The organism is Allobosea robiniae (genome assembly GCF_900102525.1).
GTDB lineage: Bacteria > Pseudomonadota > Alphaproteobacteria > Rhizobiales > Beijerinckiaceae > Allobosea > Allobosea robiniae.
In genome coordinates this window covers 413,988-435,623 of the sequence record NZ_FNBZ01000004.1, presented here as the reverse complement: position 1 = coordinate 435,623, position 21,636 = coordinate 413,988, and the positions used below count along the sequence as shown (strand labels likewise).

At 67.2% G+C, this 21,636-nt stretch carries 18 protein-coding genes and 1 tRNA gene; 7 read left to right on the top strand and 12 right to left on the bottom strand.

Features of this window, described 5'->3' with window-relative positions:
- The first annotated feature begins 17 nt into the window (after positions 1-17).
- Positions 18-893 carry a flagellar motor protein MotB gene (locus tag BLQ70_RS13905; protein ID WP_091857494.1) on the top strand — a complete coding sequence of 292 codons (876 nt, stop codon included), beginning with the start codon at positions 18-20 and terminating at the stop codon, positions 891-893.
- A gap of 387 nt (positions 894-1,280) precedes the next feature.
- Here BLQ70_RS13905 and BLQ70_RS13900 read toward each other — a convergent pair whose 3' ends face one another.
- Genes BLQ70_RS13900 through bcsN form a run of 5 tightly spaced genes read right to left on the bottom strand, consistent with a single transcriptional unit; the run spans position 1,281 to position 9,987 of the window.
- Positions 1,281-3,425, bottom strand: a complete 2,145-nt coding sequence (locus BLQ70_RS13900; RefSeq protein ID WP_091857492.1) for a tetratricopeptide repeat protein — start codon at positions 3,423-3,425, stop codon at positions 1,281-1,283.
- Positions 3,416-4,435 (bottom strand): family 8 glycosyl hydrolase, encoded by a 1,020-nt coding sequence (locus BLQ70_RS13895; RefSeq protein WP_244512017.1) that lies wholly within the window; start codon positions 4,433-4,435, stop codon positions 3,416-3,418. Before BLQ70_RS13895 ends, BLQ70_RS13900 begins: the two co-directional genes overlap by 10 nt.
- A complete protein-coding gene (locus tag BLQ70_RS13890) occupies positions 4,432-6,888 on the bottom strand; it encodes a cellulose biosynthesis cyclic di-GMP-binding regulatory protein BcsB (RefSeq protein ID WP_091857488.1) in 2,457 nt (818 codons plus the stop codon). The genes BLQ70_RS13895 and BLQ70_RS13890 overlap by 4 nt, the downstream gene beginning before the upstream one ends.
- Positions 6,885-9,068 (bottom strand): UDP-forming cellulose synthase catalytic subunit, encoded by a 2,184-nt coding sequence (gene bcsA, locus BLQ70_RS13885; protein ID WP_091857486.1) that lies wholly within the window; start codon positions 9,066-9,068, stop codon positions 6,885-6,887. Before bcsA ends, BLQ70_RS13890 begins: the two co-directional genes overlap by 4 nt.
- Before the next feature lie 25 nt (positions 9,069-9,093).
- Positions 9,094-9,987: a cellulose biosynthesis protein BcsN gene (gene bcsN / locus BLQ70_RS13880; protein WP_170843410.1), complete on the bottom strand. Its 894-nt coding sequence runs from the start codon at positions 9,985-9,987 to the stop codon at positions 9,094-9,096.
- A 399-nt stretch (positions 9,988-10,386) separates the two neighbouring features.
- Between bcsN and BLQ70_RS25985 the strand changes: the two genes are divergently transcribed.
- Together BLQ70_RS25985 and BLQ70_RS13870 are read left to right on the top strand one after the other, a co-directional pair.
- Entirely contained in the window at positions 10,387-10,524 is a 138-nt protein-coding gene (locus tag BLQ70_RS25985; RefSeq protein ID WP_425284578.1) for a hypothetical protein, read from the top strand.
- A gap of 124 nt (positions 10,525-10,648) precedes the next feature.
- A tRNA-Gly gene (locus tag BLQ70_RS13870) sits at positions 10,649-10,723 on the top strand.
- A gap of 35 nt (positions 10,724-10,758) precedes the next feature.
- Here BLQ70_RS13870 and BLQ70_RS13865 read toward each other — a convergent pair.
- Together BLQ70_RS13865 and BLQ70_RS25360 are read right to left on the bottom strand one after the other, a co-directional pair.
- Complete coding sequence (locus BLQ70_RS13865; RefSeq protein WP_091857481.1) at positions 10,759-10,983, bottom strand: DUF4167 domain-containing protein; 225 nt, start codon at positions 10,981-10,983, stop codon at positions 10,759-10,761.
- A 10-nt stretch (positions 10,984-10,993) separates the two neighbouring features.
- Positions 10,994-11,299 carry a hypothetical protein gene (locus BLQ70_RS25360; protein ID WP_139163544.1) on the bottom strand — a complete coding sequence of 102 codons (306 nt, stop codon included), beginning with the start codon at positions 11,297-11,299 and terminating at the stop codon, positions 10,994-10,996.
- A gap of 251 nt (positions 11,300-11,550) precedes the next feature.
- On the opposite strand from BLQ70_RS25360, the gene BLQ70_RS13860 reads away from it, so the two are divergent.
- The 3 genes from BLQ70_RS13860 to BLQ70_RS13850 all read left to right on the top strand — a co-directional run bounded on the left by BLQ70_RS13860 (position 11,551) and on the right by BLQ70_RS13850 (position 14,044).
- On the top strand, positions 11,551-11,997 hold the full coding sequence (locus BLQ70_RS13860; RefSeq protein ID WP_091857480.1) for a hypothetical protein: 447 nt from the start codon (positions 11,551-11,553) through the stop codon (positions 11,995-11,997).
- A 111-nt stretch (positions 11,998-12,108) separates the two neighbouring features.
- Positions 12,109-13,122, top strand: coding sequence for an MraY family glycosyltransferase (locus BLQ70_RS13855; protein ID WP_091857809.1), 1,014 nt, complete (start codon positions 12,109-12,111; stop codon positions 13,120-13,122).
- Positions 13,115-14,044 carry an NAD-dependent epimerase/dehydratase family protein gene (locus BLQ70_RS13850; protein ID WP_091857478.1) on the top strand — a complete coding sequence of 310 codons (930 nt, stop codon included), beginning with the start codon at positions 13,115-13,117 and terminating at the stop codon, positions 14,042-14,044. The genes BLQ70_RS13855 and BLQ70_RS13850 overlap by 8 nt, the downstream gene beginning before the upstream one ends.
- Here the strand turns inward: BLQ70_RS13850 and BLQ70_RS13845 are convergent.
- From BLQ70_RS13845 to BLQ70_RS13835, 3 genes are all read right to left on the bottom strand, one after another.
- The gene (locus tag BLQ70_RS13845) at positions 13,968-15,923 is read right to left on the bottom strand and encodes a nucleoside-diphosphate sugar epimerase/dehydratase (RefSeq protein WP_091857807.1); all 1,956 of its coding nucleotides are present in this window, start codon (positions 15,921-15,923) and stop codon (positions 13,968-13,970) included. The genes BLQ70_RS13850 and BLQ70_RS13845 overlap by 77 nt on opposite strands.
- A gap of 123 nt (positions 15,924-16,046) precedes the next feature.
- Positions 16,047-16,643, bottom strand: coding sequence for a TetR/AcrR family transcriptional regulator (locus BLQ70_RS13840; RefSeq protein ID WP_061971028.1), 597 nt, complete (start codon positions 16,641-16,643; stop codon positions 16,047-16,049).
- A gap of 174 nt (positions 16,644-16,817) precedes the next feature.
- On the bottom strand, positions 16,818-18,299 hold the full coding sequence (locus tag BLQ70_RS13835; protein ID WP_091857476.1) for a cobyric acid synthase: 1,482 nt from the start codon (positions 18,297-18,299) through the stop codon (positions 16,818-16,820).
- Between the two features lie 309 nt (positions 18,300-18,608).
- Here BLQ70_RS13835 and BLQ70_RS13830 point away from each other — a divergent pair, with 309 nt between their 5' ends.
- Positions 18,609-19,757, top strand: a complete 1,149-nt coding sequence (locus tag BLQ70_RS13830; RefSeq protein ID WP_091857475.1) for an aminotransferase — start codon at positions 18,609-18,611, stop codon at positions 19,755-19,757.
- 18 nt (positions 19,758-19,775) lie between these two features.
- Here BLQ70_RS13830 and BLQ70_RS13825 read toward each other — a convergent pair whose 3' ends face one another.
- Positions 19,776-21,098 (bottom strand): hypothetical protein, encoded by a 1,323-nt coding sequence (locus tag BLQ70_RS13825; RefSeq protein ID WP_091857473.1) that lies wholly within the window; start codon positions 21,096-21,098, stop codon positions 19,776-19,778.
- Positions 21,099-21,238: 140 nt separating this feature from the next.
- Entirely contained in the window at positions 21,239-21,589 is a 351-nt protein-coding gene (locus BLQ70_RS13820) for a RidA family protein (protein ID WP_061971022.1), read from the bottom strand.
- Between the last annotated feature and the right edge of the window lie 47 nt (positions 21,590-21,636).

Below are 21,636 nucleotides of genomic sequence, written 5' to 3'. Positions count from 1 at the left end.
TCTCCGGCAGAGACTCGATGACTAAGCCCACCCAGCCGACCATTATCGTCAAGAAGGTCAAGAAGGCCGCTCATGCGCACCACGGCGGGGCTTGGAAGATCGCCTATGCGGACTTCGTAACCGCCATGATGGCGTTCTTTCTGCTGATGTGGCTCATCAGCATGACGACGCAAGAGCAGAAGATCGGCTTGGCGGAATACTTTGCGCCGGCATCTGTGAGTCCGACGACCAGCGGCTCTGGTGGCGTCCTGATGGGCAGTGCCCTGGACAAGTCAGGCAACAGGCCCTCAGTGCCCCGCGACGCGGCGAGGGGGACTTCCGGGCAGGACGACAAAGCGCGCCCGACCAGCTCGGGCCGCGCCAGCGACCGCGAGGCCAGCCGCCCGGCCGCCGACATGCAGGCCAACTACAGCGCCGTAGCCAGCCTGCGGCAGGCGCTCCAGAAAATGCCCGAAATTTCCGAGTTGTCGCGCAACATCGTGATCGAGCCGACCAGGGAGGGCTTGAACGTTTCCCTCGTGGACGAGTACGGCCGCTCCATGTTCCCCGAAGGCTCGGTCCGGCCCTACGAGCGCACCCGTCTCGTGCTGGAGGCGCTCGCGCCCACCCTGCGCCGGCTGCCCAACCAACTGTCTGTCGCCGGCCACACGTCCGCCGCGCGCCCGGGCTCGGTGCAGGCCACCGATTCCTGGGCCCTCACCGCCGGGCGCGCACTCGCCGTGCGCGAGATCCTGTCGGGAGCCGGGCTTCCCAGCACCCGCTTCGCTTCCGTGGTGGGACACGCCGACACCGAGCCGCTCTTCATCGACGATGCTTACAGCCCGTCTAACCGACGCGTTACGATCACGCTCCTCAATGCGGAGCCACCGCTACCCCCGGGAACCTTTCCCTGACGGCAAGGGGCGTCGATCGCCTCAGTGACCGTTTGAGATTGAGTTCAGTGGCTGGCCTGCAAACGGGGACCATCGCGACGCGGACCAAGGCCTCGGAAACGTCGATGTACTGCGCGAAGCTACGGGCAGGGCGCCGCTAGCAATCATCGACGCGACGCTCGAAAAGGGCTTCGAGGTCAGTGACGCGAGCCTGAAACAGGGGGCGCTTCATGAGGCTTGCAGGCTCGCATCCATCGTTCAACGTTCAGAGCGACTTAGCCATTTTCGTCGGAAAAAATGCAATCATTAGCCGTCGTCGCCAATCACGGAGAAGATTGGCATGTTGCGCTAGGAAGCCGACACACATTCCCGGAGATGGTCGGTACGAAGCTTCGCATGGCGCCGTGATCACTGGGTGTTGCGCTTGGTGACATCACGGATCGCCGTCAGGCCGGACAGGGCCTCGGGCGACTTGTTGGCCTTGTACAGCGCCTCGAAGATGTGCGCGGCGTCGTCGTAGCGGCCGAGATTGTAATAGGACCATCCGCGCATCAGCATCAGGTCGGTCGTCTCGGGCGCCAGGCGGCGGCGCTGCGACAGGGTGATGAGCGCGCCGTTGTAATCCTTGGCATCATACTGGGCATAGAATTGTTCGGCGAGGAGCAGCGTGGACAGCTCCTTGCGGCGCGCCGGCGGCAGGTTGGCGGCGCTGGCCGCTACGGTCGCTTCGGCCGTCAGCCCCTGCTGCATCTTGGCATAAGCCACGCCTGCGGCGGCATCGGAGGCAACCTGCGCATTGCCGCCGCGCCGTGCGGCTTCGAAAGCCTGCGCTGCTGCGACCGGCCGCTTGAGATTGAGGAGACACCAGCCGCGCTGCAAGGCGGCGGCGCCTGAGCTGCCACCTCCGCAATTGCCACCGGGCGCGCGGGGAGCGTCCGACCGTCTCGCCGGCTCCGGAGCCGCGTCGCGTGCGATCGGCTCGTCGGGGCCGGACCTGACGATGGGTGTTGGTCGGCGATGGGCCGATTCCGCCGCCGGCATCTGACGTGTTTGGCGCTCATGCTCGGCTGTCGGGGCCGAGCGCGGGCGCCGGGGATTGAGGATGTCCGCGATCCTCTGCGAGCGGCTGCCCCATTCGGCAACGAGGGTGCGCAAGCCAGCCTGGTCGCGCAGGCGTTCGCGGACAAGGGCCAGCCCGTAAGCTGCCGGTTCATTGCCACGATCCCAGGAGAGCGCCGTCTCGAACCAGGTTCCCGCCGGGCTGATCTGCCCGGCGTTGTAGGCATACCAGCCGAGCGCTCCGGCGCCGGCGGCGTATTTGTCCTGCCCCACGGTTTTCACGATGCGCTCGATCACGGCGCGGTCCAGGCGTGGCGGAGGCTCCTGGGTGAGCAGGGCGGTGATGGCATCGAGATAGGCCTTGCGATTGGCCGCGCCGGCTTCGAGCCACTGAGCGCCGAGCGTTTCGGCCTCCTGATACTTCTTGGTGTCGCCCAATGCGAGCACCGCTCCCTCGGCCGCCTTGGCCCCGCCATTGCGCGCGAGCGCCGTCTGGAACCAAGTCGCGGCCTTGGCCGGCTCGTCATGGTGGAGCGTGTAGAAGCCTAGCAGGATGGCGTCATCGGGCGTCGAGGCCGCATTGGCTAGGGCTTCGATGCGCTGTATTTCCGCGGGCGTCGCCTTCTGCGTCGGATCGTCGGCGGCCTTGCCGATATGGCGTCGTGCCATCTCGTCGCGGATGCTCGCGAACTCGTTCTGCTGTTCCTGCGACAGCAAGGCTTCGACGAGGTTTTCCGGTAGGGTGGCGAGCGCCTTCTGCATCGTGCCGGTGCGCTCGGCCGGATTGGTGCAATTGGTCAGGACATAGGCATAGGCGTCGCGCGCACGCTCGGGCTTACCGGTCTGGACGAAGGCCTCGGCGACGCGCCAGAGCGCATCGACACTGGCGCAGGTCAGCATGGCCGGGGTCTCGGTGCCCAGACGGATGACCTGTTCCCATTGCCGGGCGTTCGACGCGTTGACGAGGCGCTGACGTGCCTCGACGGTGTCGAGCTGGGCTGTCAGGTCGGCCGGAGCGCGCCAGTTCGGATCGGTGCTGCCCCGCTGGGCGATCGCGGCACGGACCTCGCCATATTTGCCTTCGGCGAAGAGCCGCCACATCCGTTCCAGCTCAGGATCGCCGGCCTGTCCCTTCCCTTGCGAGCTCAGGTCCGTCGGCGGCTTCCAATCCGGATAGAGCGCCCTGAGCCGCGCGAGCTCGGCCTCGTAGCGGCGGGTGTCGCCCTGCCCCGCGAAATAGCGCAGCGCGGTCTCGTCGACCTTCGGCGCAGCGGGTTGGGCGGCGGCGGGGCGGTCCGGGGCCTTGGCTTGCGCGACATCGTTCGGTGCCGGCACAGCCTCGGCCGGCGCCTGCGGAGGCTGTTGTTGCGCCAGTGCCGGCTGGATCATGGGCTGCACGGCTTCACGCGAGGCGATGTCATGGCCGTAGCGGCCCAGCGTGTAAAAGGCGAGACCCGAGACAGCGACGGCGATCAAAATGGATTTCACAGACATTGCGGATACCTCTCGCCAAGCATCGAGAGGGAGAGGAGATGCAGCGTCGACGGGTAATAGGCGGTAGGCTGGAAGGCCTTGAGCTCGGCGGGAATCGGCGTGCCGTCGAGTGCGCAGGCGAGCGACGCGGAGAGGATACGGTAGCCTGCGTCCGGCAAGGGCTCGACCGGCTTGCCACTGGCGACATCGACGACCGCCGTGCCGCCAGCCCAGGCCTGTCGGAACGGCGCGAGCCGCGCCTTGTCGCCCAGCCCTGCGCGCAGCAGGTAGAGCGGGATGCGGATGGCGTTGTAGCCGAACTGGGCCGGAAAGCCCTCCGCCGGCCGAGGCTCGGCCTTGACCGAGAGCCATTCCGGCGCCGGCATCTTCCGCTTGGCGAGATCGTCCAGCAGCTTCAGACCGCTGGTCTGGACCTGCATCCAGCGCGGGTCCCCGGTCAGCTTCGCCAAGGTCGGGAAGGCCTCGAAGATCCAGTAGGACGGATTGATCACCGGCCCGTCGGCGCGGTCCTTCTCCGAGAAGCCGACAGCGCCCGGCATGAGCCAGGTCTGTCCGGCGTGCTGGCGCAGCGCGACCTTTGCGAGGGATGTCGCGATCTGGCGTGCAGCGGCGCTGTGGGCCGGCATGTTCCAGCGCGTGCCTGCGCAAGCGAGGGCATCGGCGATCAACAGGTCGCCGTCGCTGGCATTGTTGATATCGGTGACGGGCGGGCTCGCCTTCGGGTCCCAGCGCCAGGCTGCGAGCCCGTCATCGCGGATCAGAAGCTCGGTCCGGGTGAAGGCGAAGATGCTGGCGAAGGTCGTGCGATCATCGGCCAGGCAGGCCAGCAGCAGGCCGTAGCCCTGGCTCTCGCTATGGCTGATGCCGCCGTTGAGATCGTCGACGACCCGCCCTTCCGCAGTGACGAATTTCTGTCGGTAGAGCGCCCAGGCATCCGCCGGCACGGCTGCGCGCACGCCCGGCGCCAGACCGAGGAAGGTCGCCATCATCGCTGCCAGCGTCCATCTCATGATCGCCGACCCAACCGCCCGAGCATCAGGGAGGTTCCAATGCCGAGCCCGATGCAGGCGATCAGCAGCGCCAGCGCGTAGATGCCGATATTGCTGGACATCCAGTTGGCGAAGACGAGCCGCATATTCGCGAGGCTGAAGGGCCGCGTCATGACGAAGGAGGTGCTGTCGGCGGAAATGACATGCGCGTCCTGGGCGCCGCGGAAAGCGGTGATCCGGCCGGCCATGCCCGCCCAGTTGCCCGGCGTGACGATTCGGTTGACGGCGCTCTGCAGGGTTTCATCGCGGCGGGCGATGAAAGCGGTCCAGACCTGCCGCGTCTCGGGATCGGCGGCCTGAGCCGCGATCAGCTCCGTCCCTTCCGCCGGCTCGTAGAGCGAGGCCGCGCGCGATGGCGCGCGCAATTGCGCGAAGGAGAGATCGAAGGTGTGCTGGAGCCATTGGTCGAAGCCGATGAAATAGCGCGCCAGCGGGCCGCCGAGCGAGCCGCGCCAGCGATCGCGGACCGCTTCGGTGGTCGGAGCCACGCCGCCGGAGGCCTCGGGCGTGGCCTCACGGCCCTGCAGGCGGTTGATGACGGCGTCGAAGACGGCCGCACCCTCGGCATCCGGCGTCACCACCACGGCATCGGCACGCTGTGGCCAGGTGGCGCGGACATTGTCGGCGACGCCGACCCGGGGCAATAGGCCGGCCGGCATCTGGCCGGCGGCGCCGACGATCAGCGCCGGCCTGTCGCCCACGGCCGCTGTCCCGGCGAGAAGATCGATGGCAAGCGGGCGGCTGGCATTGCGGGCGATGCGCGCAAGCAGCGTCGCTGCCGCGCTGAGATTGGCATTGTCCTGACGGCCCATGACCAGCGCGACGCGGGAGGCGACCGAATACGGGAAGCCGGTGCCGGCGATGGCCCCGAGATTGGGGCTGACGCCGATCTTCGCAAAGTTCGGGATCGACAGGACGGTGGTGTCGAACAGGGCGAAGCGGCTCTTGCCGGCCAGGGTCGCGCCGGGGCCGCAGGTGAGATCGGACTTGGCCAGCGTCACCGCCTCGAACCAGATCTCGTTGATCCCCGGCCGGAAATGGCGCAGCGGGATCGTGATCGGGAACTGCTGGAGCAACCCGCCCGTCGCCGCATTGAGCGGCACGGTTGCCGCGACGTTGCCGTTGACGAAGACCTCGATATGGCTCTCGCCCGGCAGGACCTCCTGTGAATAGGCGCCGTCGAGATAGAGCGTCGCCTCGCCATAGGCATTGGCGTAGAAATCGCCGGGCATCGCGACGATGGCGCGCACGCGCATGCGCCGGCCGGTCGATTCCTGGGTGGGAATGCCGAGCTCGGAGAAGCGGATCGCCTCCTTGTCGGAGATGAAGGGCGCGTCCGGTACGTGCCAGCTCGCGATATCCATGGTCTTGCGGTTGATATTGGCCGGCCGGGCGACAGGCGCGGTCAGGAACTTGGCGATGAGGGTTTCAAGATCGGGCCAGCCTTCGCCGGTGACGAGCAGGAGATCGGCCCCTTTCTGCGGATTCGGGACGAAGCCGACGAAGCTGCGGCCACCCGCATCGGCCGGTAATGCGCCGAGCAGCGCGCGCATCTCCTCGCTCGTGCCGAGCGCGACGGTCAGCGTGCCCGGCCGGATGCGGGCGGGCAGTTGCTCGGTTACGCTGATCGTGACCTGCCCGTAGCGGCCGCGCAATGCCAGCGCCTGGGCGACGGCAAGGATGCTGTTCGCGGCGCTCGCGCGCGCCGCGCCGGGCGCGACGATGGCGATCGTCGTCAGCCCGTTTTCATCGGCGCCGACAGCGGGCAGATCGTCGAGACTCCGCAGGGCGAAGGATCGGGTGTTCGCATTCCTGAAAGCCAGCCGCGTGCCGGCGCCATCGATACGCGTCCAGAGTTCATAGGTCGAGCCGACTGTGCAATCGATGCGATGGCGTTGCACGGCCTCGAAGCTGATCGTGTTCTGTCCGGTCCGGAGCAGGCCCTTGCGCAAGGCGATGGAGCTGCGCTTCAGGCGGTCGGAGGAGGCGATCGGCATTTCGCTGACGCGCTCACCATTGATGCGCACCGTCAATCGCGAGGCTTCCGGCATCACCACGAGGGCGTTCTGGAAGGCAATGTCGAGGTTCAGATCGGCTGTCGCCTCGTCCTGCGTCAGGTAGAACCCCCAACTGCGGACATCGCTCTCGCCTTCCAGCGTGACGCGCCCCGCCGGCAGCAGCGGCTTGAACAGCGGCGAGGCTGGCGTCGGGCTGGTCTCATGTACCGGAACCGGAGCCGGCTTCGCGGAAGGCGCAGGGCTCGTCGGAGCCGGGGACGGCGCGGGCGGCGCGATCATGAAGGGTGCCGGGCCGGGCTGGACGACCGGAGATTCCTGTGCCGGGAGCGGCGAGCCGACAAGGAGCGCGCAGGATGTGAGTGCGGCGAGATGGGCCTGGAACCGGAGGCGCTTCATTCCGCCGCTCCCGGCCGGGTGGTCGAGCGGGACAGGCGGTAGAGACCGAAGAGGTAGGACAATCCTCGGCTCGTCTGGAAAATGGCGAGCCGCAGGAAGCGCAGCGTCCCGTAGATGACGCCGGGATTGTGGCGCCGCGCCTTCTGAAACCGGCTCCAGTTCTCGGCATCGGAAAAGGCGAGGTCGGCGATGATGCGGTTATGCACCGGCTCCGCCGGCTCGTAGCTGCAGCCCAGCAGCAATCCCTTGTCGTCGGGCGCGAGGCGGCGGACGCGCACAGGCAGGGCGCTCCGGGGCATGTCGATCGTGGTTTCGACGGTAATCTCCCCGGTCGAACCGACCGGAAGCTTATCGAATTCCTTCGACATGACGCGGACGGCGATACCGTCGACGGAGACGTTTTCGGTGACGATCCGGGCCTTGCGTCCGTCGATGGTAATCTCACCCCGACGCTTCACGGCGAAGCGCCGCGCGCCGCGACCCTCCGGCCGCTCCGAGACCACGCCAAGCGCGCAGCCGGCCATCAACAGGTTCAGAATGTTCCACAGCCCGACGACCAACGTGATGTCTGCATTGTAGGGCTCGGTGAGCATGCGCCAGTAGGTGGCGACGACACCGAGCGAGAGCACCGCGAAGATGATGAAAAACGGCCGGCCAAGCTCCGACACTCGCCGGGTCTCCAGAGACTCGTTCTTGGCGGTGACCTTGAAGGTCGGCTTGGTCGGATTGATGAGCACCGAGACCACGGCCGGCAGCAGGTAGACCGACTGGATGAACTCGTAGAGCTCCGAAATCCACGGCCAGCGATAGCGACCATAGAGGTAGTTCTGCATCATCAGGTTCACCACCATGTAGCTCAGCACATAGGCGATGAACTCCGCGCCGGAGGCGGTGAAGATCTCCAGGCCGAAGAACAGGTAGAACAGGGGCGCGACCAGGAAGGTCAGCCGCGCGAAGGGGAAGAGCCAGAACAGCGCCGAAGAGGAGTAGCAGAGCCGCTGCGGCAGCGAGAGGCCGCGCTTGAACATCGGACGGTGGAACATGAGGATCTGCATCATGCCCTGCGCCCAGCGCGAACGCTGGCCGATGAAGCTGGTGAAGGTCGCCGGCTGAAGCCCGGCGATCAACGGCTTGTCGACATAGACGCTGTGCCAGCCGGTGGCGTGCAGCGTGATCGCCGTTTCCGCATCTTCGGTGATGCTGCGTCCGGAGAAGCCGTTGGTGGTTTCCAGTGCCGTGCGCCGGAGGACGGCGGCCGAGCCGCAGAAGAACGAGGCGTCCCATTTGTCGAGACCGCGCTGGATGATGCCGTAGAACATCTCGTTCTCGGACGGCATCGAGCGGAATGTCTGGAGATTGCGCTCCAGCGGGTCCGGATTGATGAAGAAATGCGGGGTCTGGACCAGGAAAAGCTTCGGATCCTGCCCGAAATAGCCGATCGTCTCGGTCAGGAAGCTGCGTGCAGGGGCATGGTCGGCGTCGAAGACGACAATCAGCTCGCCTTGCGAGTTGGCGATGCCGTTATTGAGATTGCCGGCCTTGGCGCTGAGATTGCGCTCGCGCGTGAGATAGGTGACGCCGAGCCCTTCGCAGAGCTTCGTCAGCGTCGCGCGGCGCTCGCGGGCGGCGCTGGCCGCGGCGAAATCGTCGGCGTTGCATTTCTCGTCGGTGCCGCCGTCGTCGAGCAGGAAGATGTTCAGGCGCCCCGCGGGATAATCCATCGCCAGCGCAGCCGCGAGCGTCGTCGCGAGCATCTCGGGCTCTTCGTTGTAGGTCGGCACGAAGACGTCGACCGTCGGTGCGTTGGCGAGGTCGATCGGCGGCGTCTTGCGCTTCGGCAGCGGCATCGCCACGACGAAGAGGCTGAGGCCCAGCATGCCGATGTTGTAGAGCTCGGCGAGGTAGACGATCAGCCCCGGGATGAAATCCTCGAGCTGGTTGACCGGCGGCAAGGTGCTGGTCGTGCGCCAGTAGACGTAGCGCAGCACGATCGCGGTGCCCAAGCCGAGCGCGATCAGGCGCCAGACGCCATAAGGCCGCAGGAACTTCAGGACCATCATCGCGCCGACCACGATCGCCCCGGCAATCAGATGCGCCTGCAGGCTGATCGGCAGGGTGATCAGCGCGATAACGACCATCGCGATGACGGCCCAGAAGATGACGTAGCTCGCTGTTCGCATCGGGCTTTCGGCAATCCGGGTGGGTTCAGGGCGCGGGCGGCGGCGGGACGGTGGGATATCCTTCGAGTGGTTTGGTCGAAATCGGTTCGGGAGCCTGAGGTTCCGCGCGAACCGCACTGCGCCGGCGCTCCGGCCGGGGGCGGACGGCTTGCGGGCGCGGCGGGGTCTCGCCGAAGGAGGACTGCGGCGCTTGCGGATAGATAGGCGCTCCAGCCTGACCGAGCTCAGGCGCCGGCTCGGGTGCATCGCCGATCGGATTCCAGCCCGGGCGCTTCAGCTTGGCGTTGAACGTGTAGCCATAGGCCAAGCGCAGAAGCGAGGCCTCGGTCGCGGTGGGGTCGCAGACGCGCAGGCGCACCGAGATCATGCCCGATTTCGGGTGGAAGAGACTGTCCTTGCCCGCCAGTCGCTGCCAGGCGTAGAGGCAGGCCTCGCCGCCGGTACCGCGACCGAAAGCATAGCCGAATGGACCGTAACTGTTCTGGACGAAAACGGCGGAAGGGGCCATCGCAACACCGGGAAGACGTTCCTCCATCTCTTTGCCGATGGCGAAGTCGTCGATGCCGGGCTCCTTCAGCAGGTTGCCCTCGACGCCGGTGGCCTCAGGAACATCTGCCGCCGTGAAAAAGGCGACATGGATTGCGTTCTCGCCCGGCGTCCGGCCACGGGTTGCCAGGGAGACGGTCTGCGAGACGGCGTTCTCATAGGTTCTCTGGGAGACTGCGGTCACAGGCAGGCTGCCGGGCGGAGGCAGCGCCAGGGCGCGGCCCACGTCGACGGTTATCGCGCGCGAGGCCGACACGAGTTCATCGCTCGACAACCGTTGCTCGCCGCAGCCTGCAAGGAGGAGAGGTAGTCCACATGCCGCGAGCATCCCTGCAAGGGGCCCAGACACATCACGGAGCTTGTCCGAAGACATCCGATCGATGAAGCTCCAGGCCCTCATAGGCACGCGTGCCGATGTCGGTACAGCATCGTCATGTCTTCACCATTGGTTAACGCCGGTTAACGAGCGGTTACTCTCGTCGAAGGGGCGCTGAGGCGCCCGCGCATGGCTGCGGCACCCAGTACAAGTGATTCGCGAGGTTATTCCAACCTGCGGTTGGATAAATGCTCCCGTCATCGGGAAACGAGCTATCTTCACCACAATCAAAGGCGAGCAAGGTCCTGCCGTCCCGAGCGGCCGGTGCGGCCCAGTCCCAGGAGGCATTCACCCGCGCCAGCGGCGAAGGGCAAGGTCCGGCTGCTCACCCGCCGCCTTCATCGCACTGCCCATAAGCAGCCCTTCGCAATGTCAGCAAAGGGCCAAAGTTACGCGTTGGACCATTTCCCGCGCGCCGCCGGCCGTTTGGTCTATGAGAGCATGGCGGCCCGGCCGGAGGCGCTCTACGGCGCCGATCTGAAGTCGAACTATCAGGGCCAGGCCCTGAAGCTCTCCAAGCATTTCAAGGGCTGAGGCACCGGCCGGCTGCGCTTCCGCGCAATTGGAGCTGCGTGCCGTGATTCCCGGATGACACTGGGGCTCGGACCCGCTATGAACGCGGGCCTGCCGCGCGCTGCTTTGCCAGCGTGAAGGGCATGCGGGCGTAGTTCAGTGGTAGAACGTCAGCTTCCCAAGCTGAATGTCGTCGGTTCGATCCCGATCGCCCGCTCCAAAATCCCGATGGGCCAGGCCCCTTCTCGAAAATTTTCAGATGACCGCAGTTCCGGGCTGCGAGGTTTTGCCGTTCAACAGGCGGCGAAAGTGGTCGGCCTGCTGATAGAAGCGTTCTGCGGCGACCTTGTCGCCCGCCGCTTCGAACCCTCGGGCGAGGGCCGCGGCGCGGTCATGGCGTGCCTGCAGGTCGGAACCTGCCGGCTTCTCCGTTCGATTGCGCCGGCGGGTTGCCGGCAGCCGGGGATGTTCGAGGTGCATGGCTTTCTCCTCAGCCCATGATCCGCGCGACGATCCTGCGCAACTCCTCGCGGGAGAGGCCGCAGGGTTCGGGTTTCCAGTTCGGGGCGGATTTCGGCAGCGAAGGTCCCGAGGCCGATGGGCCAGGGGGCTGCGTCTTGTTGTGGTCGTGTCGGATTTTGCTTTTCATGTCGTTCCAGTGGCGCGCGGCGTAGCCGCGCTGCCTGTAAAGCTGCCGGGCGGAATGCCGGCGGCAGCGTACCGCGAAGCGGCGTTCGATTGTCGAAGAGGTGGAAAGTCGGGCAACGCGCCTGTTGCGGCGGGCCAGTCGAATCACGTGATCGATCGGGCATTGTTAGCGCCCCATTGTGGCCTTTTGACGTTGCAGCCTTGACGCTCTGCCGTGACCTGGCGGCACGCAGGCCGGCGCTGCGCCACGGTTCTCCGTCCGCGATTCCGATCCGCTGCAATGTCGCTCCCATCGCGGGATCGAATCGTCGTTTCGCGGGTTGGTCTGCCAGATCATCGAACCGAATATCGTATTTGGTCCGATGCTTTGAGCCGCCGGTTCGGCGCAAGGAGCAGGATATGATGACGATAAGGCAGACAACCACCACCCTCGCCGCCGTTCTGATGCTGGCTTCGCCGGCCATGGCGCAGCGCTCGCTCGGGCCGGCGACGGGAACCGTGCGTCTCGAACAGGTTCAGGCGGGCTTCATCGCCTCTGGCGAAGCCGGCGGCGGGACGCTGCGTTTCCAGGGTCGCTCCTACCCGATCACGGTGGGCGGGCTCGGCATCGGCTCGATCGGCGCTTCGCGCTCGGTCGCCTCGGGCACGGTCTACGGGTTGCACCGCAGGTCCGACTTCGCGGGGGCCTATGTCCAGCTCAAGGAGGGCTGGGCCGTCGGCGCCGCCGGCCGTGGAACCACCTGGCTGCGCAACGACAAGGGCGTGACGCTCAAGCTCGCGACGCGGCGTCAGGGGCTGCAGCTCCAGCTTGGCGCCGACGGCGTTCTGATCGGCTTCAGGCAATAGGCCAGGTGCTGCTCCGGAGAGCGGTTTCAGAGAGCCGCTTCACGCGGATAGGGCGGCGCGCCCTCTAGGCTTTTGCGCTGCCTCGACTATGGTGCGGGCACCTTGGAAAGCGTGCTTCGCCCTCTGTTGATCTGTGCTGCCGCCGCCGTTCTGGCGGCGGTCTTGTGCGTGGCGCTGCGCCCGCTCCTGCTGCGCTATGCGCTGGCACGGCCGAATGCCAGGTCCAGCCACAAGATCCCGACCCCGCAGGGCGGCGGCATCGCCGTTCTCGCCGGGGCCTTCCTCGCACTGGGAGCGGCACTCTGGCTGGTGCCGGTCGAGAGTGAAGCGACCCGCTCGGTCTTAGTGCTGGCTGTCGCCGTGACCGGCCTCGGCATCGTCGGCGCCTGGGACGATATCCGCCCGCTGCCGGCGAGCGTCAGGCTCGTTCTGCAGGCGGTCTGCGTCGGTTTCGTGCTGCTTCGCGCAGCGCCGGAGCTGCGCCTGTTTCCCGAATTCCTGTCGCTGCCGGTCGAGCGCGCCGTGGCGCTCCTGGCAGGTGTCTGGTTCGTCAACCTCGTCAATTTCATGGACGGGCTCGACTGGATCACGGTGGCCGGCATGGTGCCGCTGGCGGCGGCGCTCGCGCTCGCCGGCATGGCCGGCACGATTGATCCGATGACCGGCTGGCTCGCCGCCGCGCTGTGCGGCGGGCTGCTTGGCTTCGCGCCGTTCAATCGGCCGGTAGCGCGGCTGTTCCTCGGCGATGTCGGCTCGCTGCCGATCGGCCTGCTCACCGCCTATCTACTCTATCGGCTGGCCGGCACCGGCGCTTTCGCCGCCGCGCTGATCCTGCCGCTTTACCACATCACTGACGCCACGATCACGCTGCTGCGGCGCCTCGCCCGCGGCGAGAAGGTCTGGGAGGCGCATCGCTCGCATTTCTACCAGCAGGCGACGACGAACGGTTTCAGCGTGCTGGGCGTGGTCGGCCGGGTCGGCCTGCTCAACCTCGCGCTTGCCGCCCTCGCGGGCGTTTCGTTGATCTGGCCCGCCCTCCCGGTCCAGTTCGCCTGCCTGGTCGTCGCCGCTGTGCTCACCGGCCTGCTGCTGCGTCGCTTCGCGACAGGCCCGCGGCATGGCTGACGAGCGCGTCCTCGTCACCGGCGCGAGCGGCTTCGTCGGGCCGCATGTCGTCGCGGCGCTGATTCGGGCCGGCTATCGCCCGCGTCTGGCCCAGCGCGGCCAGAAACCGGTTCCTGCGGGCGCGGAAGCGATCGTGACCGGCGATCTGATGTCTCCGGTCGACTGGCGCACGGCCCTGGAGGGCATCGACCATGTCGTGCACATGGCCGGCCTCGCCCATGCCGGGCCGGGGCTCGACGAGGCGCTCTACCGCCGCCTCAATACCGAGGCGACGCTGGAGCTCGCCCGCGCCGCCCAGGCCGCCGGGGTGCAGCGCTTCGTCTACCTCTCCTCGATCAAGGCGCTGACCGATGCCGTCGACGGCCCGCCCCTGCGCGAGGACAGGCAGCCCGCGCCCGGTGACGCCTACGGCCGCTCCAAGCTCGCGGCGGAACAGGGACTGGCCGCGCTCGATCTGGATTGGGTCGCCCTGCGTCCGGTCTTGATCTATGGGCCGGGCGTGAAGGCCAATATGGCGGCGCTGCTCAAGCTGGCGCGCTTGCCGGTGCCGCTGCCCTTCGGTGGCTTGAAGGCGCCGCGCTCTCTGCTCGCCGTCGAGAACCTGGCCAGCGCCATCCTGTTCGCGCTGATGCCGGCCTGCCCGGCACGGCAGAGCTATGCGCTGTCCGACCCGGACCCGATCAGCGTCTCCGACATGCTGGCCGCGATGCGCGCCGGGCTCGGGCGCGGCCCGGGTCTCCTGCCCGTGCCCGAAGCCTGGTTGCGCCGGCTGGCGCGTCTTGCCGGCCGCGAGGACACCTTCCTCAAGCTGGCGGGCAGCCTTGTCGCCCGGCCCGAGCGCCTGCTCAGTGCCGGCTGGCGGCCGCAGGTTGAGACGAAGGCGGCGCTGGCGCGTCTGGCCGCTTCGAGTCGCGCCGGCTGAAATCCGGGATCGCCTCGTCGAGCACGGCATGGGCCGCAGCCTGGTCATTGGCTTTCACGGCCGCCTGGAGCTGTGCCAGCCAGGCCTCGATCCTGGCGCGGCCGGCGAAGATCGGCTTGGCCGCCATCACGCCGTCGAGCCCGGTTTCCGCCATCGGCTCGTCGCGGGCGAACAGGATCTCGTTCAGCCGCTCGCCGGGCCTGACGCCGGAGACGATGATCTCGATATCCTCGCCCGGCTCGAAGCCGGCAAGGCGGATCATCCGCTCGGCCAGATCCATGATCCGCATCGGCTGGCCCATCTTGAGCACGTAGACGGCGGCGCGCTCCGCTTGCGTCTCTCCGGAGCGGGCATGGGAGGCGGCGGTCAGCACGAGGTCGCAGGCCTCGCGGATGGTCATGAAATAGCGGATCATCTCGGGGCTGGTGACGGTGACCGGTCCGCCCCGGGCGATCTGCGCCTTGAATTTCGGCACCACCGAGCCGGCCGAGCCCAGCACGTTGCCGAAGCGCACCGCGACCAGCCTGATTCCGGAATCCGCGGCGGTGAGCTCGGCATCGCGCGACTGCGCGTAGATCTCGGCGAAGCGCTTGGTCGCGCCGAGCATCGAGACGGGCTCGATCGCCTTGTCGGTCGAGATCAGCACGAAGGTCCGGGCGCCGGCGGCGACGGTCGCGTCGGTGACGTTCACCGAGCCGAAGATATTGGTCTTGATGCCCTCGCTCCAGTCGGCCTCCAGATAGGGCACGTGCTTGAGCGCGGCGGCATGGATGACGATATCGGGCCGGAAACCGGCGAAGAGCGGCATGATCCGCTCGCGGTCGCGGACATCGGCCAGCACGCCGGAGATGGCGGTGTCGGGCGCCTGCACTGAAAGCTGTTCGGTGATCTGGAACAGCGCAGGTTCCGAGCTTTCGACGACGAGCAGTTCGGCCGCGCCGAAGGCAGCGCAGCGCAGGCAGATCTCGGAACCGATCGAGCCGCCGCCGCCGGTGACGATGACGCGCTTGCCCTTCAGGAACGAGCCCAGCCTTTCACGGTCGATCGCGACGGTCGATCGGACCAGCAGGTCCTCGATCTCCAGCGGAGCGACCTCCGTGTCGCGCACGCCCTCGCCCAGGCTGTCGATGCGCGAGATCGGCAGGGCGAGCTTGCGGGTCCGCGCCAGCCATTTTTCAGGCTGTGCCTCAGGCAGCAGGGCGGAGGGGGTCGCGACGATCCGGCGGTAGGCTTCGCCGTGCTCGATCGCTTCGCTTGCGACCCGCTCGATATCGCCGAGCAGCCCGAGCACCGGCACGCCGCGGATCGACTGGCCGAGATCGTCGGGGCGGGGCGACAGGATGCCGGCCGGCCGGAGGCGCCGCATCGTGCCGGCTTCCATCGCGCGGATCACCATTTCGATCTCGACGCCGCGCCCGAGCAGCAGCGCCGGCAGGCTCGCCTCGCGCACGGCTGAGGTCCGCGACCGCGCATATTTGAAATAGCGATAGGCGAGGCGCGGGCCGCCGAGCAGCGCGACCTGCACCAGCCAGTACAGCGCGATCGAGATCTTGCCGAAATAGAAGGCGCCGTAGAAATTCGGCGCGACCAGCACATAATCGACCACCAGCAGCGTCACGGTCAGGACGGAAACCGCCTTGACGATGTTCGAGAGGTCCGGCAGCGAGGCGAAGCGCCATTTCGAGCGGTAGAGTGAGAACAGCCAGTAGACCAGCCCGGCATAGGCCGTGAAGAAGGGCAGGAAGCGCGGCAGGTAGCGCAGGTGCTCGATGAGCTGCGCCCCTTCGAAGCGGACGACGAAGACGAGCCAGATCGCCAGCGCCGTGACCGCGAGGTCATGCAGGATGACGGCGAGCTTCTTGAGATTCTGTTTGGGCAGGATGGCCATGTCCGGGCGGTATCCCGCTCCCTCGGCGGCTTGTCAACGCGTTGGGGCATCGGCCCGAAAAGTGGGGCGCGGTTTTCGGGAAAGCCGATGCGAAATCAAAAACTAGACGATCGCTCAGCGGCCTTGGGGTCTCGCTTCCAGCGCGCTGAGCACGAAGGCGATCATCTCATCCGCGTTCGGGCCGGGAATGCACTCGCATTGCGTGATCAGCAATGGGTGCATGAAGCGGATCATCGCGGTGCGGATGCAGCCCGTGGCATGGGCCGGCTCCATCGGCCGGAACTCGCCGCGAGCGATGCCGTCGGCGACGACACGGCGCAGCACCACGTCGAAGCGCTCGATATGGGCGATGATCGCATCCCAGCTCTCCTCCATCGCGGCGCAGACCATTTCCTGCATCCGGGCATGGCCGGCGAAGCGGGCCGCGTTCAGGCGATAGGAGGTCGCGAGGATGTCGCGCAGGCGCTCTGCGGCGGAGCGATCCTCGGCGGCGATCGTCGCGATGGCCTCTTCCTGTTCGCGCTTGTAGCGCTCGAGCACGGCCTCGTTGATCGACTTCTTGGAGTCGAAGAAGCGATAGACGTTGGCGGGGCTCATCCGCAGGGATTTGGCGATGTCCGCCACGGTCGTCTTCTGGTACCCGATATCGCGGAAGAAGCGTTCGGCGGTGTCGACGATGATCTGCCTGGTATCGCGTTCGGGGTTACTCACGGCGTCGCCGGCTGGGTTGTTTCAAACGAAGGCGGTGAAGAATTGATCGTTATGACGAATTTCATCATTCGTCAACATAATGGCGAATAAAGACTTTTGCCTTGATGTGCATCAATCCTCCCGTGAAGCTGCGCCGGGAGAACAGGCGAAGGCAGCCGAAGTTCCCGAAATCGCTTACCCAGCGGAAATACGCGTCCGGGCGAGCTTGAGCAGGGTTTCCGTGTCGAAATGCCTGTCCAGATGCGCTGCGAGCGCATCGAGCGTCGCTTCGACCGCATCTTCATAGAGCAGCGCCGACGCACCTCGCTCCTTGTCGACGGCTGCCAACCAGGCGCTGCGCACCGCGTCCGAAGCAAAGATGCCATGCAGGTAGCTGCCGACGACCCGCCCGTCCGGGCTCGCGGCACCCTCCGCGCGGCCCTCGACCCGGAAGGGCGCGCGGGCCGTGTCGAGGCCCTCGGTCCGGCCGAGATGGATTTCATAGGCACGGCCTTCGGCAGCGCTCGCGGCATCGACGAAATCGACTTCGCGGACGGTCTTGTCGGCGTCGAGCGTGGTCTCGACATCGAGCAGCCCGAGGCCGGGCGCCTCTCCGGGCGGCCCTTCCAGCCCGAGCGGATCGCGCACGACCCGGCCGAGCATCTGGTAACCGCCGCAGAGTCCGAGCACGCGCCCGCCGCGGCGGCGATGCGCGAGGATATCGATGTCCCAGCCTTCCCGGCGCAGCGCCGCGAGGTCGCGCAGCGTGGTCTTGGAGCCCGGCAGGATGACGAGATCGGCATCCCCCGGCAAAGGCTGGCCAGGCCCGGTCATGGCGAGGTCGACATCCGCCTCCAGCTTGAGCGGGTCGAGATCGTCGAAATTGGCGATGCCCGGCAAGACCGGCACGGCGATCCTGATCCGGGCTCCCGCTTTCCGGCCCGAGCGGATGTCGAGCCCATCCTCGGCCGGCAGCCGGGCGGCATCGGCGAACCAGGGCACGACGCCGAGGCTGGGCCAGCCCGTGGCCCGCTCGATCGTCGCGACGCCGGGCGCGAACAGTTCGACGGCGCCCCGGAAGCGGTTTATCGCAAAAGCGCGGATCATCGCCCTGTCTTCGGAATCGAGCACGGCATGGGTGCCGACAAGGCTCGCGATGACGCCGCCGCGGTCGATATCGCCGATCAGCACGGCCGGGACGTCGGCAGCGCGGGCGAAGCCGAGATTGGCGATATCGCGGGCGCGCAGGTTCGTCTCGGCCGGCGATCCCGCGCCTTCGACGATGACGAGATCGGCGCCGTCGCTCAAGCGCGCAAAACTGTCGAGCACTTGCGGCATGAAATCGCCGCGCCGGGCGAAATCGCGTGAGGAGAGGCGGCCGGCGACGCGGCCTTGCAGGATGATCTGGCTGCCCTGCTCGCCCTCGGGCTTGAGCAGAACCGGGTTCATGTCGGGATGCGGAGCGATCCGGGCAGCACGCGCCTGCAAGGCCTGCGCCCGGCCGATCTCGCCGGCGCCGGTCGCTGCGGCATTGTTCGACATGTTCTGCGGCTTGAACGGTCGCACCTTCAGCCCGCGATTGGCGAAGAGCCGGCACAAGCCGGCGACGATCAGCGACTTCCCGACATTGGAGCCGGTGCCGAGAATCATGATCGCGGGAGCGGGGGAGCGGGCCATGCGTCTGCTTAGCGCGGTTTGCACACGTGCGGAAAGCAGCGGCGGCGAGCGCCGCGGGAGGCGCTTGCACCCTCCTGACAAGGTTCGCCGGTCTTCTGCGGCATCCTGCTGCGCCAAAGGGGCGAAGTCGCAACAGGCGTCCGCCGAGGACCGGCTGAAATCCAATAGACACTGATCACTGACGAATGTCAACATTCATCATTCGCTATTTTTCGCCGGACCTTTGAAGCCGGCTGCCGACTGGATGCACGGCCCTTTACGGCGTGCTACAGCCAAGGCTCCTGCCCTTGCCGAGCCGATCCGACCGCGATGAATCCGATCCTCTCCGCCCTTCCCACCACCGTTTTCGAGGTGATGTCGCAGCTCGCCCGCGAGACCGGCGCGGTCAATCTCGGACAGGGCTTCCCGGACGATCCGGGCCCGCTCGATGTCCGCCGGAAGGCGGCTGAAGCAGTCGTCGACGGCTGGAACCAGTATCCGCCGATGATGGGCCTGCCCGAACTGCGCGAAGCGGCGGCCAAGCATTACAAGCATTGGCAGGGGCTCGATCTCGATCCGAACAGCGAGATCATGGTGACCTCGGGCGCGACCGAAGCCATCGCCGGCGCATTGATGGCTCTGATCACGCCGGGCGACGAGGTCGTGCTGTTCGAGCCGATGTACGACGCCTATCTGCCGCTGGTGCGGCGCGCTGGCGGCATCCCCAAATTCGTCACGCTGACCCCGCCGCATTTCGGCCTGACCGAGGAAGCGCTGGCCAGGGCCTTCTCGCCGAAGACGAAGGTCGTGCTGTTCAACAATCCGCTGAACCCGACGGCGACGATCTTCGGCAAGGCTGATCTCGACCTTCTCGCCGATTTCTGCGTCCGCCATGATGCGATCGCGATCTGCGACGAGGTCTGGGAGCATGTGGTGTTCGACGGGCACCGCCATGCCTCGGTGCTCGGGCGCCCCGACATGCGCGAGCGCACCGTCAAGATCTCCTCGGCCGGCAAGATCTTCTCGCTGACTGGCTGGAAGGTCGGGCTCGTCATGGCGGCGCCGGCGATCATGCGCGTGCTCTCCAAGGCGCATCAGTTTCTCACCTTCACGACGCCGCCGAACCTGCAGGCCGCGGTGGCCTTCGGTCTCGGCAAGGAGGACGGCTATTACGAGGGCATGCGCGCCGATTTCCAGCGCTCGCGCGATCGTTTCGCCGCCGGCCTGCGCGATCTCGGCTTCGCGGTGCTGCCGAGCGCCGGTACCTATTTCCTCAATGTCGACATCGCTCCGCTCGGCGAAAGCGACGACGTCGATTTCTGCCGCCGTCTGGTGACCGAGAATGGCGTCGCCGCGATTCCGGTCAGCGCCTTCTATGCCGAGGGCGCGGTCAAGAACGTCGTCCGCTTCTGCTTTGCCAAGCGCGACGCGACGCTCGATGCCGCGCTGGAGCGGCTGGCGGCGCGCCGCCCGCGCTGAGGCAGAGGATCGGCTGAATCAGCCGGCGATCAGTTTGGTCGCGAGCGCGCCGGCGGCCCCGAGCCGCTTCTGCAGATCGGCGGCGACCACGGTGCCGTTTGCGGCCTGTCGAGCGGCTTCGGTTGCCGCCATCAACTGGGCGAGCGCCTGCTGGGCCAGGGGCTTGTCCTTGTTGCGGCGCGCGAGCTGGAGCATGGCTTCGGCCTGGTTGGCCCGTGTCTGCGCCCAGAGCAGCGGCGCGCGCTCCTGGCGATATTCCTCCAGCGCGGCGGCGAAGGCGGCGATCGCCTCCTCGATCACGACGGGCTCGCTGTAGCGCTCGCCCATCGAGGCCAGCACGCCGCCCATCTGGTTCTGGAGCTCGGCCCAGCGCATGGGATCGCGGCTGCGATCGATCGCCTGGGAGACGCGGTTGAGCCCGTTGAAGGCGCGTTCGAGCAGGGCGAGGTCGCTGCGGCGTCCGCCGAGCGTGGCGCGCGCACGCGAAATCATGTGCTCCGCTTCGAGCCAGCGGGCCTCGTCGTCGCTGCGCTTCCAGACCGCGAGCGCGGTGGCGTAGGTGGCGACCGCCTCCTCCAGCAGGTTGTCGTCCTTCTGTGAAATGCCGAGATTCACGGCGAGCCGGCCGAAGCGCAGCTTGAGGGCGCGCCAGAGCGCCGGCGCCTCGTCATGGCGCAGATCCTCCAGCCCGGCCCGGCAATGGACGAGAGCCTCGTTGAGCAGCTTGCTGTCGCCGCTGAGTCCGGCGAGCCTGTCGAGCGCGGTGGCCAGCGCTTCCTGAGCTCCGGCGAAGGCGACGGTATCGCTCAGGCTGTCCAGCCCTTCGAGCAATCGGCGCAGGGTGGCTATGGCGGCGTCATAGCCCTCGCGTCCGCCGAAATCCTCGCTGATCCGGGCCATGGCTTTCGCCTGGTCCAGTGCGGCGTCGCGGCTGCGGTCGATAGCGGCGAGGCCGATCAGGGCGGAGGCCTCGCCATAGCGGGCGGCAGCTTCGCGATAGGCCTCGGCCGTCGTGCGCAGGAAGCTGAGCGCGGCCCGGTCGGCGCGGTTCTCGCCGATCAGCAGCCGGCGTTCGAGCGGCAGAGCCGACAGGTCGGTGGAGCCGCCGATGGCATGCAGTTCGGCTTCGGCGAGGCTCTTGTCGGCTTCGGCGAAGCGGCCCGTGGCGATGGCGCCTGCCGCCTCGCTCCGCAGCCGCCGAATCTCCGCGTCGCCCAGCGGCGTCGCAAGGCGCTTCACCAACGCAGCAAAGTCGGCTGCCTTGCGGTCGAGCAGGTTTTCGCTCGGCGGGCTGGAGCCGGGACGGCGCAGCCAATCCGCGATCATCGCTGCCAGAGCCATTGGCGCGATGCCGCTGCGCCCGGCGACGCGGGCGAGAAGCGGAGCGATCTGGTCGGTCTGGCTGATGGTTGCCTCCCCGCTCCGGTCCGGTGAAAGGGAACGCCGCGCGCCCGGGTGGGCGCGCGGCGTTCCGGGATGGCTTACTTGGCGGCGATGACCGCGATCTCGACCGTGAACTGCGGCGCGGCGAGCTTGGCCTCGACCGTGGCGCGGCCCGGCGTGGAGCCGGCGACGACCCACTTGTCCCAGACGGCGTTCATCTCGGCGAAGGTCGAGATGTCGGAGAGCCAGATGTTGACCATCAGCAGCTTCGTCTTGTCGGTGCCGGCCTCGGCCAGGAGGCCGTCGATGATGCCGAGGATTTCCTGGGTCTGCTCGCCGACGCTCTTGCCCGCTGCCTTGTCGCAGACCTGGCCGGCCAGATAGACGGTGTTGCCATGCACGACGGCCTTGGACATACGCGGGCCGACGCCGATACGCTGAATGCTCATAGTCAAATCTCCTTGAACGGACGTCTTCGCTGGTAGCCCGGCCCGGC